At 68.0% G+C, this 16,348-nt stretch carries 18 protein-coding genes; 8 read left to right on the plus strand and 10 right to left on the minus strand.

Annotation, left to right across the window (positions count from 1 at the left end):
* The first annotated feature begins 194 nt into the window (after positions 1-194).
* Entirely contained in the window at positions 195-860 is a 666-nt protein-coding gene (locus ACK8HH_RS17615; protein ID WP_412475423.1) for a histidine phosphatase family protein, read from the plus strand.
* Positions 861-1,634: 774 nt separating this feature from the next.
* Here ACK8HH_RS17615 and ACK8HH_RS17620 read toward each other — a convergent pair.
* The 4 genes from ACK8HH_RS17620 to ACK8HH_RS17635 form a co-directional block, all read right to left on the minus strand.
* The gene (locus ACK8HH_RS17620; RefSeq protein WP_412475424.1) at positions 1,635-2,606 is read right to left on the minus strand and encodes a phosphotransferase family protein; all 972 of its coding nucleotides are present in this window, start codon (positions 2,604-2,606) and stop codon (positions 1,635-1,637) included.
* A gap of 44 nt (positions 2,607-2,650) precedes the next feature.
* A complete protein-coding gene (locus ACK8HH_RS17625) occupies positions 2,651-3,859 on the minus strand; it encodes an acyl-CoA dehydrogenase family protein (RefSeq protein WP_222110829.1) in 1,209 nt (402 codons plus the stop codon).
* Between the two features lie 91 nt (positions 3,860-3,950).
* Positions 3,951-4,550 (minus strand): TetR/AcrR family transcriptional regulator, encoded by a 600-nt coding sequence (locus ACK8HH_RS17630; protein ID WP_045538076.1) that lies wholly within the window; start codon positions 4,548-4,550, stop codon positions 3,951-3,953.
* Positions 4,551-4,554: 4 nt separating this feature from the next.
* Positions 4,555-5,217 (minus strand): TetR/AcrR family transcriptional regulator, encoded by a 663-nt coding sequence (locus ACK8HH_RS17635; RefSeq protein WP_045538079.1) that lies wholly within the window; start codon positions 5,215-5,217, stop codon positions 4,555-4,557.
* Positions 5,218-5,293: 76 nt separating this feature from the next.
* On the opposite strand from ACK8HH_RS17635, the gene ACK8HH_RS17640 reads away from it, so the two are divergent.
* Positions 5,294-6,157 carry an oxygenase MpaB family protein gene (locus tag ACK8HH_RS17640; protein WP_006896847.1) on the plus strand — a complete coding sequence of 288 codons (864 nt, stop codon included), beginning with the start codon at positions 5,294-5,296 and terminating at the stop codon, positions 6,155-6,157.
* Between the two features lie 18 nt (positions 6,158-6,175).
* Here ACK8HH_RS17640 and ACK8HH_RS17645 read toward each other — a convergent pair whose 3' ends face one another.
* From ACK8HH_RS17645 to ACK8HH_RS17660, 4 genes are all read right to left on the minus strand, one after another.
* Positions 6,176-7,462, minus strand: coding sequence for an alpha-hydroxy-acid oxidizing protein (locus ACK8HH_RS17645; protein ID WP_045538083.1), 1,287 nt, complete (start codon positions 7,460-7,462; stop codon positions 6,176-6,178).
* 65 nt (positions 7,463-7,527) lie between these two features.
* Positions 7,528-8,004 carry a DUF4334 domain-containing protein gene (locus ACK8HH_RS17650; protein ID WP_006896849.1) on the minus strand — a complete coding sequence of 159 codons (477 nt, stop codon included), beginning with the start codon at positions 8,002-8,004 and terminating at the stop codon, positions 7,528-7,530.
* A 50-nt stretch (positions 8,005-8,054) separates the two neighbouring features.
* Positions 8,055-9,521: a flavin-containing monooxygenase gene (locus ACK8HH_RS17655; RefSeq protein WP_412475425.1), complete on the minus strand. Its 1,467-nt coding sequence runs from the start codon at positions 9,519-9,521 to the stop codon at positions 8,055-8,057.
* 119 nt (positions 9,522-9,640) lie between these two features.
* Positions 9,641-10,501, minus strand: a complete 861-nt coding sequence (locus ACK8HH_RS17660) for a Ku protein (RefSeq protein ID WP_006896851.1) — start codon at positions 10,499-10,501, stop codon at positions 9,641-9,643.
* A 62-nt stretch (positions 10,502-10,563) separates the two neighbouring features.
* Here ACK8HH_RS17660 and ligD point away from each other — a divergent pair, with 62 nt between their 5' ends.
* Complete coding sequence (gene ligD / locus ACK8HH_RS17665) at positions 10,564-12,528, plus strand: non-homologous end-joining DNA ligase (protein ID WP_412475426.1); 1,965 nt, start codon at positions 10,564-10,566, stop codon at positions 12,526-12,528.
* A gap of 6 nt (positions 12,529-12,534) precedes the next feature.
* Here ligD and ACK8HH_RS17670 read toward each other — a convergent pair whose 3' ends face one another.
* On the minus strand, positions 12,535-13,128 hold the full coding sequence (locus ACK8HH_RS17670) for a helix-turn-helix domain-containing protein (protein ID WP_006896853.1): 594 nt from the start codon (positions 13,126-13,128) through the stop codon (positions 12,535-12,537).
* Positions 13,129-13,146: 18 nt separating this feature from the next.
* Here ACK8HH_RS17670 and ACK8HH_RS17675 point away from each other — a divergent pair, with 18 nt between their 5' ends.
* Both ACK8HH_RS17675 and ACK8HH_RS17680 read left to right on the plus strand, forming a co-directional pair.
* Positions 13,147-13,860, plus strand: a complete 714-nt coding sequence (locus ACK8HH_RS17675; protein ID WP_039867626.1) for an AzlC family ABC transporter permease — start codon at positions 13,147-13,149, stop codon at positions 13,858-13,860.
* Positions 13,857-14,171, plus strand: coding sequence for an AzlD domain-containing protein (locus ACK8HH_RS17680; protein WP_006896855.1), 315 nt, complete (start codon positions 13,857-13,859; stop codon positions 14,169-14,171). The genes ACK8HH_RS17675 and ACK8HH_RS17680 overlap by 4 nt, the downstream gene beginning before the upstream one ends.
* Positions 14,172-14,178: 7 nt before the next feature.
* Here ACK8HH_RS17680 and ACK8HH_RS17685 read toward each other — a convergent pair whose 3' ends face one another.
* Positions 14,179-14,601 (minus strand): nitroreductase family deazaflavin-dependent oxidoreductase, encoded by a 423-nt coding sequence (locus tag ACK8HH_RS17685; RefSeq protein ID WP_006896856.1) that lies wholly within the window; start codon positions 14,599-14,601, stop codon positions 14,179-14,181.
* A gap of 136 nt (positions 14,602-14,737) precedes the next feature.
* Here ACK8HH_RS17685 and ACK8HH_RS17690 point away from each other — a divergent pair, with 136 nt between their 5' ends.
* The 3 genes from ACK8HH_RS17690 (at position 14,738) to dps (ending at position 16,328) form a co-directional block, all read left to right on the plus strand.
* Positions 14,738-15,325: a type 1 glutamine amidotransferase domain-containing protein gene (locus tag ACK8HH_RS17690; RefSeq protein ID WP_006896857.1), complete on the plus strand. Its 588-nt coding sequence runs from the start codon at positions 14,738-14,740 to the stop codon at positions 15,323-15,325.
* 63 nt (positions 15,326-15,388) lie between these two features.
* Positions 15,389-15,718: a hypothetical protein gene (locus ACK8HH_RS17695; RefSeq protein ID WP_006896858.1), complete on the plus strand. Its 330-nt coding sequence runs from the start codon at positions 15,389-15,391 to the stop codon at positions 15,716-15,718.
* Positions 15,719-15,773: 55 nt separating this feature from the next.
* On the plus strand, positions 15,774-16,328 hold the full coding sequence (gene dps, locus ACK8HH_RS17700) for a DNA starvation/stationary phase protection protein Dps (protein ID WP_006896859.1): 555 nt from the start codon (positions 15,774-15,776) through the stop codon (positions 16,326-16,328).
* The last annotated feature ends 20 nt before the right edge of the window (positions 16,329-16,348 follow it).

A 16,348-nucleotide genomic window follows, 5' to 3' on the forward strand; every position in this document is an offset into this window, starting at 1 on the left:
ATACGTGACCTCCCCGATGGCGGCGAGCTGACTGGTCATGATCGCCAAAAGTAGCAAGCACCCTGTCCGCGTGCAAGTGAGGAGCACCCGATAGGTTGAGAATGTGGCAGCCGCCTCAGTCGCCCCGGGCGCGAGACGGTGTGATCGGTTCCGGCTCGCGGTTCGCGGGCCACGGCTCGGCAGCGAGGAATGGCGTGGGAGTTCTGTACATCGTCCGGCACGGTCAGGCTCCGGCGCACGCCTACGGACCCGACGCCGACGCCGTGAGCGGCCCCGGCCTCACGGAGCTCGGCTTCGCTCAGGCTAGCGCCGCCGGCCGAGCGCTCGCCCGACAGGTGACCGGATTCGATGCCATGTTCTGCGGCGATCTCCCCCGACAGCGCGCGACGATGGCCGGCGTCCTCGAAGCCTTTCCCGACGCCGCAGCGCCGACGATCGATCCCGACTGGAACGAGTACGTCACGCCGCCCCTCCCGGAGGGAGACGACATCTACCGTGACGGCGGCAGACCCTTCCAGGACGCCATCACCAGCGCCCTGCACGAATGGGTCGACGGCGCCGACATCGGCCCCGAGACGTACGCGATGTACGCCAAGCGGACCCGCGCCGCAGCCGACCGTGCCGCTGATGCGGCCGGGTCGGGAAAGAACGTGCTCGTGGTGTCGTCGGCCGGTTCCATCACCCAGTTGGTGGCACAGTTGTGGGACATCCCGCCGCAGTCGTGGCCACAGATGTCGCGCACCTTCGTCAACACCTCGATCACCAAGATCCTCGCCGGCCGCAGCGGATTGACCCTCGTCTCCTTCAACGCCCACGAACACCTCGCCGCCCTCGACTCCGGCCTCCTGACCTACCGCTAGCGCCGCCCGATGCTCGTCCCCTGGCTCGTTGAGCGGCCCCCACACGCTTGTTGAGCGAGCGCGCCCTCCCCAGGCTCGTCGAGCGGCCCCCACAAGGCTGGTTGAGCGAGCGCAGCGAGTCGAAACCAAACCCCACCAAGTTTCGACACGCCCTCCACTACGTTCCGGACGGCTCAACCAGCCGACAAGAGCCGACCCAGCGACAAAGCCCACCGAGCGAGACCACCCCAGGCTCGTCGAGCGAGGCCCCCGCAGGCTCGTCGAGCAGCCCCCAAAAGGCTCGTCGAGCGGCCCCCACAAGGCTGGTTGAGCGAGCGCAGCGAGTCGAAACCAAACCCCGCCAAGTTTCGACACGCCCTCCACTACGTTCCGGACGGCTCAACCAGCCGACAAGAGCCGACCCAGCGACAAAGCCCACCGAACGAGACCACCCCAGGCCCGTCGAGCGAGACCTCCGCAGGCTCGTCGAGCAGCCCCCCAAAAGGCTCGTTGAGCGGCCCCCACAAGGCTCGTTGAGCGAGCGCAGCGAGTCGAAACCAAACCCCACCACGTTTCGACACGCCCTCCACTACGTTCCGGACGGCTCAACCAGCCGACAAGAGCCGACCCAGCGACAAAGCCCACCGAGCGAAACCACCCCAGGCCCGTCGAGCGAGGCCCCCGCAGGCTCGTCGAGCAGCCCCCCAAAGGCTGGTTGAGCGAGCGCAGCGAGTCGAAACCACCCGACACCCCCACTACGTTCCGGACGGCTCAACCGGCAGGCAGGGCCGACCTCTACCTCAGCGCGCGCAGACCCGCGGCGATGAACTCGGCGGTGGCTTCGGCGGCGCGTTCGGCGCCCGCTGATCCGGACGAGCCTCCGGAGAGTGCTCGGTGCGTGATCCCCTCCGCGATGACGCCGAGTTTCAGATTCGCCAGGGCGAGGTAGAAGGCCCAGTCGCCCAGGTCGGCACCGGTCGCGGCGACGTAGCGCTCGGCCAGTCCGTCCGCATCGGGGTACCGGTCACTCGTCCACGCCGCATCGAATCCGAGAACCGACGAGAACACCGGCTCGCGGTACACGCACATCAGCGCGATGTCGGTGATCGGATCGCCGAGCGCGGACAGTTCCCAGTCGACGACCGCGGCGACGGTGCCCGGGTCACCGGGAGCCAGGATGGTGTTGTCGATCCGGAAATCGCCGTGGACGATCGAGTTCCGGGTCCGCGCCGGCACCCGCTCAGAGAGCGCCGTCGCCAGGCGCTCCACGTCGTCGAGCTCACGCGTCTTGACCAGCGCCCATTGACGAGCCCACAGCTTGACCTGCCGGCCGGCGAATCCGTCCGGCCTGCCGAAATCGCCCAGGCCCACTGCTTCGTAGTCGACGGAATGCAGAGCCGCGAGCGTCCGCACCAGTGCGTCGGCGCTCGCGGTCACCTCGGCGTCGGAGAGTGTCGCGAGGTCGTCCACCGAGCGGATCACGGCGCCGTCGACGAACTCTACGACGGTGCACGGAGCACCGATGAACTCGCCGTCACGGTCGATCGCGACGGCCCGCGGCACCGGCACATCAGTCGCCGCCAGCGCCGAGGTCACGTTCCATTCGCGATTCATGTCGTGCGCCGACGGTGTGAGCCCGCCCATCGGGGGCCGTCGGACCACCCAGTGGCTGCCGTCGTCGCGGACGTCGAACGTCAGGTTCGACCGGCCACCGCCGATCAAGTCGATCCGCAACTCACCCGCGACATCGATACCGTTCGCCGCCAATAGCTTTCGCAGGCTATCAGCGCCCAGACCGGGATGATCCGCCGTCACCTCGTCGCCTCACGAGCCCTGCGTGCGCGTCCGACCGCCCGCCTCGCGATGGCCCACCGGTGGACTTCGCTGGGACCGTCGTAGATCCGGAACGGTCGTAGCTCCGCGGCGAGCCGCGCCAGCGGAAGGTCTTCTGAGACTCCGAGGCCTCCGCACATCTGCACGGCCCGGTCGGCGACGCGCGAGAACGCCTCCGCACCGAAGGTCTTCGCGATCGACGTCGAGTCCGAGGCGTGCTCGCCGAGATCGAGTTCGTAGCAGGCCCGGACCAGCAGCGCCCGCGCCGCGGCGAGGTCGATCTCGTTATCGGCGATCATCTGCTGAATCATGCCGAGGTCGGCGAGTCGCCCGCCGAAGCCTTCGCGCTGCTCGACGTAGTCGACGGCGATCCGGTGCGCGCGCACCGCGGTGCCCATCCAGCGCATCACGTGAGTCATGCGCGCCGGGCCGAGCCGCACCTGCGCGTACCGGTAACCCTCGTGCGGGGCGCCGAGGACGTCCTCGTCGGGTACGAAGACATCGGTGAAACCGACCACGCAGTGCCCGCCGATCATCGACTTGTCAGTGGTGTGGATGTGCCGCTCCACCTCGATGCCCTCGGTGTGCGCGGGTGCGAGGAACATGGTCGCACCACCGCGATCGCCCCGTTGCCCGACGGTGCGGGCCATGATGATGAAGAATCCGGCACCGTCGGCTCCAGTGATGAACTGCTTGCGGCCGTTGATCTTCCATCCGCCGGCGACCCTCTCCGCCGTCGTCGACAGGGCGTTCGGGTCGGAGCCTGCGCCGGGGGCGGGTTCGGTCATCGCGAACGCGCTGCGCACCTCCCCAGTGGCGAGCGGCGCCAGGTACTTGTCCTTCTGTTCCGACGTGGCGATGTGCGCGAGCATGTGCACGTTGCCCTCATCCGGTGCACCGATGTGCAGTGCGACGGGCCCGAACGTCGAAGCTCCCGCGGCCTCGAACACCGGTGCGCGGTCGCTCATGTTGAGGCCCAGTCCGCCGAACTCCACCGGCGCGTGCGGCGCGAAGACGCCCGCGGCCTTGGCTTTCGCGTTCAGTTCCCGGCGCAGGTCGTCGCCGCCGGCCGCGGCGACGTCGCCCGCGAAACGGTTCTCGATGGGGAGAACTTCCTCGGCGATGAACGCCGAGGTCCGTTCGACGAGGTCGCGCACCTGCGCGCTGTATGCGAGATCGACAGCCATCTGAGCCTCCGTGTTCATACCGAGCGAACGTTCGGTCAGGGCTAGGTTGTCATGCGGCCCCGCACGACGTCAAGCATTCGGCGATCGCCCCTCAGCCCGCCACATGTCCGACGATCGACCGGGCGAACACCAGGTTCTGAGCGATCAACTCGTCGGCGCTCATCGGCCCGTCGACTCGATACCACGTGGAGACACCGACGCACATCGTCGCGACCGCCCGGGCCGCACCCTTCGGCGCATCCGTCGTGAACGCGCCGGACGCCACGCCGTCCTCGACCACCTCGTCGACCATCCGCTGCTGCCGGATCCGGTGACCGATGTAGACGCGGTGGTACTCGGGATCGAGACTGCGAAGCTCGGTGGATCCGACGAACGCCTGCTCACGCCGGTACATGTGGAATCGCAGGAGCGACTCCACCACGGCGTCGAAGCGCGCCAGCGGATCGTCGCCCGCGGCGGCCAGCGCCTCCTCCGACCGGCGAAGGAGGTCGGACATCGTCAATTCGAGCAGCCCCTGGAGCAGCGACTGCTTGGACGGATAGTGGTGGTAGAGCCCCGGGACCGACAACCCCGCACGCGCGGCGATGTCGCGGACCGAGGTGCCGTGATAGCCGTGCTCGACGAACGCGTCGAGCGCCGCGGCCAACGGCGCCGGAAGGTCGGGCTCGCCGTAGTCACGCCAGTTCGTCATGCACTCAACTTAGCCGGGCCCCAGACGCATCCGCGGCGCGACTCTCGGGAAGCAGCATCCGGACGCAGATGTCGACGAGCGCCGGGCGGTCGAGATCGATCAGCCCCTCCGTCCACGACGCGAGCAGCCGGCCGAGGCCGCCCACCTGGAAATGCGCCGCGGCGAGAGTCTGCTGACCTCCGCTGACGTTCGCGACCGCGGGCGCACTCTGGAAGGTGAGTTCGGTGAAGATCTTCAGCATCTCGAGGCGTTTGCGCACCAGCACCGGACTGCGCAGGGTGTCGGAGAAGATCACCCTCCCCTTCCGCGGGTCGCCCTCGATGACGTCGACGATCGCCTCGACGGCACCGACGACCTTCCCCCGCGCACTCGAGCCGGCATTGAAACCGGCCAGGGCGCGGTCGGCGATCTGCTCGATGATCATGTCGAACGCGGCGCCGACCAGCGCGTCCGCGTTCTCGAAGCTCTCGTAGAAGTAGCGCGGCGTGAGCGACGCGCGGGCACAGATGCCGCGGACGGTGACGGCGCCCGGCTCGGACTCGGCGAGCATGTCGAGTGCGGCGTCGATGAGGGCGGCACGACGGCGGGCCACCCGGGCGTCGCCGGATTCGCCGCCGTAATCGCGCAGCCCTCCCGGAGCGTCGTCGGATTCAGTCACGACACACATCTTGACACCTCGGCCACGCGGGCGTTGAATCAAAGGGGAAACAGTCGTTATCAGTTTATCCGCCCGGGAGGCGAACATGACCGCGGAAGCACTCGATCCTTCAGTCGCGGAACGTCATTCGAAGCGGAGTGAACTCGATGCGCAGACCGTCGACGACCTCGACATGCTCGGCCTGGCTCTGCTCGCGGGCCCGGCGAACGTCATCATGCAGTTGGCCGTCCCCGCGGTCGGATACGGCGTCTACGAGAGCAAGGTGGAGTCGGGCAACCTCTTCAAGGTCCCGGTGAAGCGAACCCGGACCACACTCACCTACCTCGCCGTCGCGGCGATGGGCACCGCGGACGACCGCCGTCGGTACCGGCAGGCGGTGAACAAGGCGCACGTCCAGGTGCGCTCCACCGACGACAGCCCGGTGAAGTACAACGCCTTCGATCCCGAATTGCAGCTGTGGGTGGCGGCATGTCTGTATCGCGGGTGGGAGGACACCCAGCGATTCTTCGGCGATCCGTCGAAGATCACCGAGGACGCCTACCGCCAGGGCGCGGTGATGGGAACCACCCTGCAGATGCCGCCGGAGATGTGGCCCGCCACCCGAGCCGACTTCGAGGCCTACTGGAACGAGACGGTCGAGGGCATCGAGATCGACGACACCATCCGCGACTACCTGTTGAAGATTGTGCGGATGGAGTTTCTTCCGCGTCCGGTTTCGCTGATGGCGGGCTGGTGGTCGGAGGCCATGACCCTCGGCTTCCTGCCGCCCGAGTTCCGCAAGAAGATGGGCGTGCGGATGTCGCGACGGCAGGAACTGCTCTTCAACACCCACAACGCGATCGCCCGGCGCGTCCTCCGGATCCTGCCCCGCCCGCTGACCGCCTTCCCGTTCAACCTGCTGCTCGCCGACGTCCGGTGGCGGATGCGGACCGGCCGGCCGCTGGTCTGACCCGCCGGCCGGTCCGCGTCAGCCGAGGTGCTTGAGAGCGCTGCGGTCCAGGTCGGCGACGTCCCGGTGGCCCGACAGTCCCAGCGTCAGATCGAGTTCGCCGATGATGTTCGCCACCGCGTCGCGGGCTCCGGCCGTGCCGTCGAGTGCGAGTCCGTACATGTGCGGCCGCCCGATGCACACCGCGTCCGCTCCCAGCGCCAGCCCCTTGAACACGTCCGACCCGGTGTAGAAGCCGGAGTCGACGAGGACCTTCGCGCGGCCGTCGACGGCGTCGACCACGTCCACCAGCGCGTCGGTCGAGGAGATGGAGCCGTCGACCTGCCGACCGCCGTGATTGGAGACGATGAGGCCGTCGATTCCGGAGTCGACCGCCTGGCGAGCGTCGTCCGGATGAAGGATCCCCTTGAGGACGATCGGCAGCGAGGTGCGGTCGCGCAGGGTCGCGATGTCGTCCCAGTTCAGTGACGGGCGGGAGTAGATGTCGAGGAAGGTCTGCACCGCCGCGCGCGGTTCGGGTGCGGTCAGGTTGGTGCGGAGGTCGCCGGGTACGTTGCGGGCGATCGAGAACAGGGTCTTGATCGCGCCCACCGAGATCTCCGGCTTCTCCGCGGTGGCAGCCTTGATCCGCTCGGCGACGATCTCCCAGAACGACGGATCCGAGGTGTACTGGCTGATGCCCTCGGCGCGGGCGAAGGGCAGCGAACCGAGGTTGAGGTCCTGGGGCCGCCATCCGAGCATCGTGGTGTCGAGGGTGACGACCAGAGCCGCGGCGCCCATCCGCTCGGCGCGGTCGATCAGGCTGGTGACCAGGCGGTCGTCGGTCGACCAGTACAGCTGAAACCACCGCGGCGCGCCGGGTCGCACCGATTCCATCGCTGCCGCGACGTCTTCCATCGGCGCGCAGCCCTGATTGGAGAAGATGTACGGGACACCGAGTTCAGCGGCGGCCTCGCCGATGTGCACGTCGGCGTTCGGGTGGGCGAGGGCGCCCGCGCCGACCGGGGAGAACAGGACCGGTGCGCTGAGCTTCTGCCCGAAGAGTTCGATCTCGAGGTTGCGCTGCGAGGTGTCGCGCAGCATGCGCGGCACGATCGCCCAGCGGTCGAGCGCGTCCCGGTTGGCCTCCATCGTTCGGCCCTCGCCCGCACCTCCGGCGATGTACGCCCAGCCGCGCCGGCTCATCACGGCCTTGGCGCGACGCTCCAGTTCCGCGAAATCCGCTGGGACCGTGGGTTTCCGCCCGTGTACCCCCGCGGTGTAGATGTCGTTCTGCCGAGCCCTGCCGAAGCCGATCGAAACCATGCGGCCATTGTTCCCCACAGACGGCTCCCGCACACCGGGCAGGCCGGATCGGCGGCTGTGCGGCGTCACCCCCGGACGAGGAAGAAGTAGAAGTGCCGGTCGCGGACCAGCGACGTCTTCCCGTTCATGATCCCCATCAGCGTCCGCTCGTCGACGCGCTTGAAATGGTCGATGACCGGCTGACCGTCGTAGACCATCGAGGCCGTCGACTCGCCTCGGAAACCGACCATCCACGCGCTCGCCTCGCCCTTGCCGATCTCGGTGTCGGAGTACAGCGAGCCGTCGTCGGCCACGCACACCATCGGCTTCACGTCGTGCCACGAGTGGAAGGTCTTCCCGTGCCACCTCACCGCGGCCAACCGGCCGTCCATCGGGTGCCCCGAGGGCAGTTCCCCACCCCGCCACGAGCCGATCAGCTCGTCCACCTGCACCACCGGAAGAGCGGCCCAGATCCGGTCGAGGTCGGCCGGGTCGCTCACCTCCTGAGATTCGGCACGACGGAAGAAATCGGCGACGGCTTCGTCGCGCGTCAGCTGAGACATGACTGCACTGTACGTCTCAAACTCCTGCTACGGAACCCGTCGACCGTCGTTCAGGCGAAGGTCATCTCCTCGGTCACGTCGTACTTGCGCGCGTCGATCGCGTCCAGAACCAGGTTGTGGCGCACCTGCCAGGGTGCACGGTCGCCCGCCTTCGGCAGTCGGGCCCCGGCGCGCCGCACATAGCCCGAGTCGAGTTCGAGCAACGGGTGCGTCTGAGGCTTCGCGCCGTGCAGGGACGGCACCGCGCGGGTGTACCCGTGCCGGCGCATGTACGCCAGCAGTTCGGCGACCGCCTGACTGGTGAGGTCCACCCGCAGCGTCCACGAGGCGTTGGTGTACCCGACCGACCACGCGAGGTTGGGAACGTCGTTCAGCATGTATCCGCGGTAGGCGTACTTGTCGCCCGCCTCGAAGTGCTCGCCGTCCACCGACAGTGAGGCGCCGCCGAAGGTCACCAGGTCCAGGCCGGTCGCGGTGACGATGATGTCGGCCTCCAGATGACGGCCCGAGTCGAGGTCGATGCCGGTGGGAGTGATCTGCTTGATGGTGTCGGTGACGACGTCGGCGTCGCCGGCCTTGACGGCGCGGTACAGATCGCCGTCGGGGATCACACACAGTCGCTGGTCCCACGGCTCGTACTTGGGCCGGAAATGAGTGTCGACGTCGAATCCCTTGGGCAGCATCGACTTCGCGATCCGCCGCATGAGCCGCCGCGAGAGCTTGGGGAAGCTCCGGCAGAACAGGTACAGGCCGAGGGTGATGAAGGCGTTCCGCCACCGGATCACATCGTGCGCGAGCTGCGGCGTCAGCACCCGCTGCAGCAGCTTCGTCATCCCGTCCTCCCACGGGTACGGGAACATGTAGGTCGGCGAGCGTTGCAGCATGGTCACGCTGCCTGCGGTCGGCGCCATCGCCGGAATGAGCGTGACCGCGGTGGCTCCGGAACCGATGACGACCACCTTCTTGCCCGCGTAGTCCAGATCCTCGGGCCAGAACTGCGGATGCACGAAGGTCCCGGTGAACGTCTCCTCGGCGGGGAAGTCGGGCCGATACGGGGCGTCGTACTTGTAGTAACCGGTGCACATGTAGAGGAAGCGGGTGACGATCGTCTGCGGCACCCCGCCGATCAGCGCGTCCACGGTCCACAGATCGGTCGAGGTGTCGAAGTCGGCGCCGGTCACGTCGACGTCGAAGGTGATGTGGTCGTAGATGCCGAAGTCGCGGGCGGTCTGCTCGAGGTAGTCGCGGATCTGGTCGCCTTCGGCGATCGTCCGCGAGCCTCGCCACGGGTTCCAGGGAAAGCTGAGGGTGAAGATGTCGGAGTCCGAACGCACGCCCGGGTACCGGAACAGATCCCACGTGCCGCCGATCCGCGACCGACGCTCCACGATCCGGTAGTCCAGCCCCGGATTCCGATCCCGGAGCCGGTAGGCGGCATCGATTCCGGACAGTCCCGCTCCGACGATCAGCACGTCGAGCGGCTGGTCAGTCGACCCCCCACGCTGCGCATCAGCCATTTCCGCCATCCTCCATCACCCGAGCGACATCTATGATGTGCATCACTGTACAGATCGGTGTCCCGCAGAGATTTCGGCTCCCGGAACGGCCTGAGAGACCGTTCCGGGAGCCAAAGTTTTCAGGCCGACTTCTTCTTGGCGGCCTTCTTGGCCGGAGCCTTCTTCGCCGCCTTCTTCGCGGGCGGTTTCTCGTCCTCGACCTCCCGGCCGCGGCTCTTGACCGACGCCCGCAGCGCCGCGAGAAGGTCCGCGACCTCCGAGTCGTCGTCGGGCGCTTCCTCTTCGGTCTCCGAGAATGCCTGGCCACCGTCGGCTCGCGCCTCGATGAGCTTTCCGAGCTCCACCTGATAGGTGTCCTCGAACTGGCTGGGGTCGAAGTCCGAGGCCATCGTCTCGATGAGCGAGGACGCCATGTCCAGTTCCTGATCGCGGATCTCGACGTCGGCGTTCAGGAAGTCGAAGTCCGGTACCCGGACCTCGTCCGGCCACAGCAGCGTCTGCAGAGTCATCACGCCGTCGATGACCCGCAGCGCTGCCAGCCGTGTCCGGTTCCGGAGCGTGAAATTCGCAATGGCGAGACGCTCGGTGGTCTCCAGCGCCTTCGCGAGCAGCACATACGCCTTCGGCGACTTGGACGCCGGCTCCAGGTAGTACGGCTTGTCGAAGTAGATCGGGTCCACCTGGTCGATCGGCACGAACTCGAGGATCGAGATCTCCGGGCTCTTGTTGACCGGCAGGGTCGCGAGGTCCTCCTTGGTCAGCACCACCTGCTCGCCGCTCTCGGACTCGTAGGCGTTGGCGATCTTGGAGAACTCGACCTCGGTATCGGTGCCCTCCCGCACCCGCCGATACCGGATCCGGGCTCCGTCGGCGGAATCGACCTGATGCGAACTGCGGTCGTGGCTCTCCGTGGCGGAGTACACCTTGACCGGCACGTTCACCAGACCAAAGCTCAGATCACCTCTCCAGATCGAGCGCATGTCCGTCATTGTGCCAGGAAAGAGAGCCTAGAGGCAGGTGTGCGCGTGGACAATGGTCTCCTATGACGCGATCGCATCTCGACGTGGACGGGCGCAGGATTGTGCTGACCAACCTCGAGAAGGTGTTGTATCCGGAGACCGGGACTCGCAAGTTCGACGTCGTCGACTACTACATCCGGATCGCTGACGCGATGGTGCCGCACATGGCCTCGCGCCCGGTGACCCGCAAACGCTGGCCGGGCGGAGTCGAGTCGGCGCCGTTCTTCGAGAAGACCCTCCCCGCAGGCGCACCCGACTGGGTGGCCCGCTTCACGATCGAGCACTCCGAGCGCCGGACGGTGTACCCGGTGGTCCGGTCGGCTGCCGATCTGGTGTGGCTGGCCCAGGTGGCCGCGCTGGAGCTCCACGTGCCGCAGTGGCGCATCGACCTGTCCGACGACGAGGAGCGCCGCACCGACCGCATCGTGCTCGACCTCGATCCCGGGCCCGGCGTGACACTGGACGACTGCGCCGCCGTGGCGCTCGACATCCGCGCCATGCTGACCGACGCCGGTCTCGAGTCGTTCCCGGTCACCAGTGGTTCCAAGGGGATTCACGTCTACGGGCGCCTCGCATCGCCCGTGCGGTCCGAATCGGCGCGCACCGTGGCCCGCCAGATCGCGACCGCCCTGGCGCAGGCGCACCCCCGCACCGTCACCGCGACCATGGCGAAAGCCGAGCGCGAGCGCCGGGTCTTCATCGACTGGAGCCAGAACACCGCCGCCAAGACGACGCTCGCGCCGTACTCGCTGCGTGGACGCGAACGGCCGTGGGTCGCGGCGCCGCGGTCGTGGGACGAACTGTCCGAGTCCGGACTCGCCCATCTGCTCTGCACCGAGGTCCTCGACCGCTACGAGAACGACGGCGATCTGCTCGCCGGACTGTCGGAGGCGAGCCAGCCGGTCCAGACGACCACCGTTCCCGGCGACGCGGTCGTCGACCTCGGCGAGTATCGGAAGAAACGGTCCTCACGCTCTCGGAGGGAGAGCGTCGCGCCGCCTCCGCGAGAGAGTGCGCCCGCCCGCGACAGCGAGGTCGACGATCCGCTGCCCGGTCTCGTCGGACTCCGCCCGATGCTCGCCACCGACGACCCGATCGAGTCCCTGACCGACGACTGGGCGTACGAGGGCAAGTGGGACGGTTTCCGGGCACTGATCAGGGTGGTGGGCGGCCGGGTCCGGTTGATCTCGAGGTCGGGCAACGACCTCACCGGCGACTTCCCGGAACTGTCCGTGTTCGGTGACCTCCTGGTCTCCGGCGGCCGACCGGTCGACGCCGTGCTCGACGGTGAGATCGTCGCGATCAACGACGCCGGGCTCACCGACTTCTCGCTGCTCGCATCGCGGAGGCGCAGAGCCGAGCCGCACGAGCTCCGGGTGCACCTCTTCGACGTCCTGTATCTGGACGGCGTCCGAGTGTGGGAGCAGCCGTGGGAGGTGCGGCGCGAGATCCTGGAGTCCCTCGACTACTTCGACGGCGAACCGCTGATCGACGTGCCGCCGCTGCTTCCCGGGCCGGCGGACACCGCGATCCGCACCGCACGGGACCGGGGGTGGGAAGGGGTCATCGCGAAACGGCGGGCTTCGACCTACGCGAGCGGACGCCGCAGCCCCGACTGGCGCAAACAGAAGAACTGGAACGACATCGAAGTGGTGATCGGCGGCTACCGGCCCGGTCGCGGCTCCGAGTCGAAGATCGGATCACTGCTGGTCGGCCTGCCCGCCGAGCGCGGCCTGCGCTACCTCGGCCGGGTGGGCACCGGTTTCAGCGACGCCGAACTCGACGCACTGCTCGAAGAACTCCGGCCCCTGCGGATCAGCATGTGCCCGTTCATCGACGACATCGACAAGCCCGTCGCGGGCAGCGCGACGTGGGTGCTGCCGAAGATCGTGGCGGACGTGCAGTTCATGGACTGGACGTCGACGGGGCACCTGCGCCATCCGAGTTGGCGCGGAATCCGCCGTGACAAGCTGCCGGGCGACCTGTGAGCGCTCTCAGGACTCGCTGAGCAGAACCGCGATCGTCCCCTCCTCGAGAGCGTCGAAGATGTGCTCGATGTCGCCGGGATAGTTCACGTAGTCGCCGGGCGACAGTTCCACGGGCGCCTCCGTCGGCCCCACCGACGCCCGGCCCGAGCAGAGCACGACGTGTTCGACGACTCCTCTGGCGTGCGGTTCGGAGACTCGGGGACGGCCGGGCTCGGCGCGGATCAGATAGGCGTCGCGGCGCGTGCCGTGCCGCGCCGCTGACAGCAGGGTGGCGCTGTAGTGATCGGCCTCGCCGGCGGAGATCGTCGCACCCTCGCCCAGCCGGATCACTTCGACGGTCGGACGAGGCGCGTCGACCAACGCCGAGAACTGGATTCCGAGTGCGACGCTGAGTGCCCACAGCGTCTCCACGCTGGGGTTTCCCTCCCCGGACTCCAGCTGTGACAGAGTCGACTTCCCGATTCCGGCACGGCGCGCGAGTTCGGCCAAGGAGATGCCCGCCCGCGCCCGCTCTCTCTTCAGTGCCGCCGCGACGAGTTTCTGCGGACTCACATCGTTCGACAGAGCGGACGAACGTTCATTTTGACGAACCTCTTCCATAGGTTCATCATAGTGGACATGCGTTCATCATGGAGAACACTCGTGCGGCGCGCGCCCCGCGAGATCATCGCCATCGCGTTCTCCCTCTGGATCGTCGGCGTCTCGTACGGCGCCGCCGCACACGGGATCGGCATGGCATGGTGGCAGGTCCTGCTGATGGCCTGCGTCGTACTCGCCGGATCGTCCGAGTTCGTCTTCGTGTCGGTGGTGGCCGGCGGCGGGCTGCCCGTGGTCGGCGCACTGGCCGGCCTGCTGGTGAACCTGCGCAATTTCTCGTACGGGCTCTCCGCCGGCCGATTCCTCCGGGACGACCGATCGGCATACGCCGCAGCCCACATGGTGAACGACGAGACCGCCGTCTACTCGGCCGGTCACCGCGATGTGACGGCCGCACGGTCGGCCTTCGTGATCTGCGGAACCGCGGTCGTCATCGCATGGCCACTCGGCGCGCTCACCGGTGCGATGGTCGGGCAGGTGATCGCCTCGCCCGAGACGCTCGGGCTGGACGCCGCCTTCCCCGCTCTGCTCATCGCCCTGGCGCTTCCCGCACTGCGCGACCGGGAGACGCGTTGGGCGGCCCTGTTCGGCGGGACCATCGCGCTGGCGACGGCGGGCTTCGTGGCCGCCGGACTGCCGATTGTGCTGGCGTTGTTCGGAATTCCGCTCGGGCTGATGGTGACCGGCCGCCCGCGCGTTGACCGGAGTCGCGAGCCGGAGAGCGTGCCGTCGTGACCGGCTGGGAGTTCGCCTGCGGCGTCGCGATCCTCGCCGGAGGGACCTATCTGATCCGGGTCGCCGGCGTGCGGCTGCGCAGCCGGATCACCGTCTCACCGGCGGTGGAGACCCTGCTGGAACGGTCGACGATGATCCTGTTGATCGCCGTCGGTCTCACCGGCGCCCTGTTCGCCGGCACCGAATTGAGCGATCCCGCCCGTCCGATCGGAGTCGCAGCCGGTGCGGTGGCGGCCCTGCTGCGCGCGCCGCTGGCCGTCGTGATCGTCGTCGCGGCAGCGACCACCGCGGCACTGCGACTGGTGCTGTGACGGCGGGTCACTCCAGGACGAAAACCGGAATCTGACGGTCGGTGTTCTGCTGGTACTCGCCGTACGGCGGGAATGCCTCGACCGCCAGCTTCCACCAGTGCTCGCGCTCCTCGCCGGAGACCTCGCGCGCAGTGAGGTGGAAGACCTCCGTGCCGTCCTGCACGGTGACCTCGGGGTGTGCCTTCACGTTGTAGTACCAGGACGGGTTCGACGGCGCGCCGCCCTTGGACGCCACCATCGCGTACTTGCCGTTCTCCTCGACCCGCATGAGCGGGACATACCGCTGCTTGCCGGACTTGGCGCCGAGCGTGGTGAACAGCACCACTCTCATGCCGTTGATGTCCGCGACGTCGGTCGTGCCCGCGGCCAGGATCTTCTCGGTCTGATCGCGCACCCAGTCGGTGGGGCTCAGTTCGGGGGAATCACTCATGGTCCCGATGGTAGGGCGATCGCCCGCGGCAGGGCGTCGACATCGGCAGGTTCGACCGACTCGACGTTTGAGAGCCGCATGGACGGGGTATCCCGGCACTGCATGTCCGCCGCAGCACAGCTGGAGGGAGTTCGCCATGACAGTGCACCATCACGACCCCGACCTGAGCGGACGGGCCGTCGCGTTCCTGGTCGCGCCGGAGGGCGCCGAGGAGCGCGAACTCACCGACCCGTGGCAGGCCGTGCGCGAGGCCGGTGGCACTCCGACTCTCGTGTCGACCGTCGGCGGAACGGTACAGACTTTCCGCCACCTGGACCGCGCCGCCTCATACCCGGTCGACGAGGTGGTCGAGAATCTCGACTCCACGGATTTCGATGCGCTGGTGCTTCCCGGCGGTGTCGCGAATCCGGATTATCTGCGGACCGTTCCCGGCGCTGTCGAGTTCGCGGCGCGGTTCCTGGAGTCGGGCCGCCCCGTCGCCGCGATCTGCCACGCGCCGTGGCTGCTCATCGAGACGGGTCTGATCGGGGGTCGCCGGCTCACCGCCTGGCCCAGCCTCCGAACCGACGTGCGCAACGCGGGCGCCACGTGGGAGGACGGGCCGGTGGTGGTGTGCGACTCGGGCCCGGGTCCGTTGATCACCAGCCGGGCGCCGGACGATCTGCCCGCCTTCGACGAGGCTCTGCTGCACCGGTTCTCGGTCGCGGCCACGGGCCGGCCCTGATGCCTTTCGTTCAAGGAGGTTCACATGAGACGCAGCGAATCCACGCCGGGAGGAGGCCCGCCCATGACCGGAGACCATCTGAGCGCCGCGACCGTTCGTCCACTGAAGGCGCTCGGGCTGATCGGCTACGGGCTGCTCCTGATCGCCCTGGTGCTGATCGCCGTGACCTTGACCACCGCGGCGGCCGACGACGCGCTCGCACCGTGGATCGTGGCGACGGTGGTCTGCGCTGTGGCCGCGGTCGGATGCCTCGGTTGGTCGCGGGTGAGGTTGCGGTCCCATCGCGCGCTCGACCGTCCCCAGCACGACCCGCTCATCCCGGAGACGACGGCCGAGGAGGCCGACGAGTACGAGCACCTGCATCATCCACGCGGCCGCCGCAGGAGGGCATGATCGCCGAGCGATCACCCGCCCGTGCGACGGCCGACCCGACAGACGAGGAGGCACCATGTCACTCATCAACACCCATCAGCCGGAGATCGGCGGTCTCTCGCACACCGAGTCCGATGCACTGATCTCGATCCTGCAGCACCGGCTCAGTTCCCTGATCGATCTGCATCTCACGCTCAAGCATGTTCACTGGAACGTGGTGGGCCCCAACTTCATCGGAGTCCACGAGATGCTCGACCCGCAGACCGCCACGGTCCGCGGATTCGCCGACGTGCTCGCTGAACGCATCGCGACGCTGGGCGGCTCGCCGAGCGGGACATCGGCGGGTATCACGAAGAATCGCGACTGGGACGATTACGATCTCGGCCGCGACACCGTCCAGGCGCATCTCGCGGCCCTCGACCTCGTCTACACCGGGGTCGTCAAGTCCCATCGCGACGCCATCGCCGAGGCGGGGATGATCGATCCGATCACCGAGGACGTCCTCATCGGCCAGACGCGCGAACTCGAGCAGTTCCAGTGGTTCCTGCGCGCCCATCTGGAAGACCGTTCCGGCGAACTGGCACACGCGGGGTCGCATACCGAACTCGGCGCCGCCGACGCAGCTCGCTGAGGAGGTCGCTCGCTCAGCAG

This window comes from Gordonia sp. LUNF6 (assembly GCF_047041125.1).
Taxonomy (GTDB): domain Bacteria; phylum Actinomycetota; class Actinomycetes; order Mycobacteriales; family Mycobacteriaceae; genus Gordonia; species Gordonia sihwensis.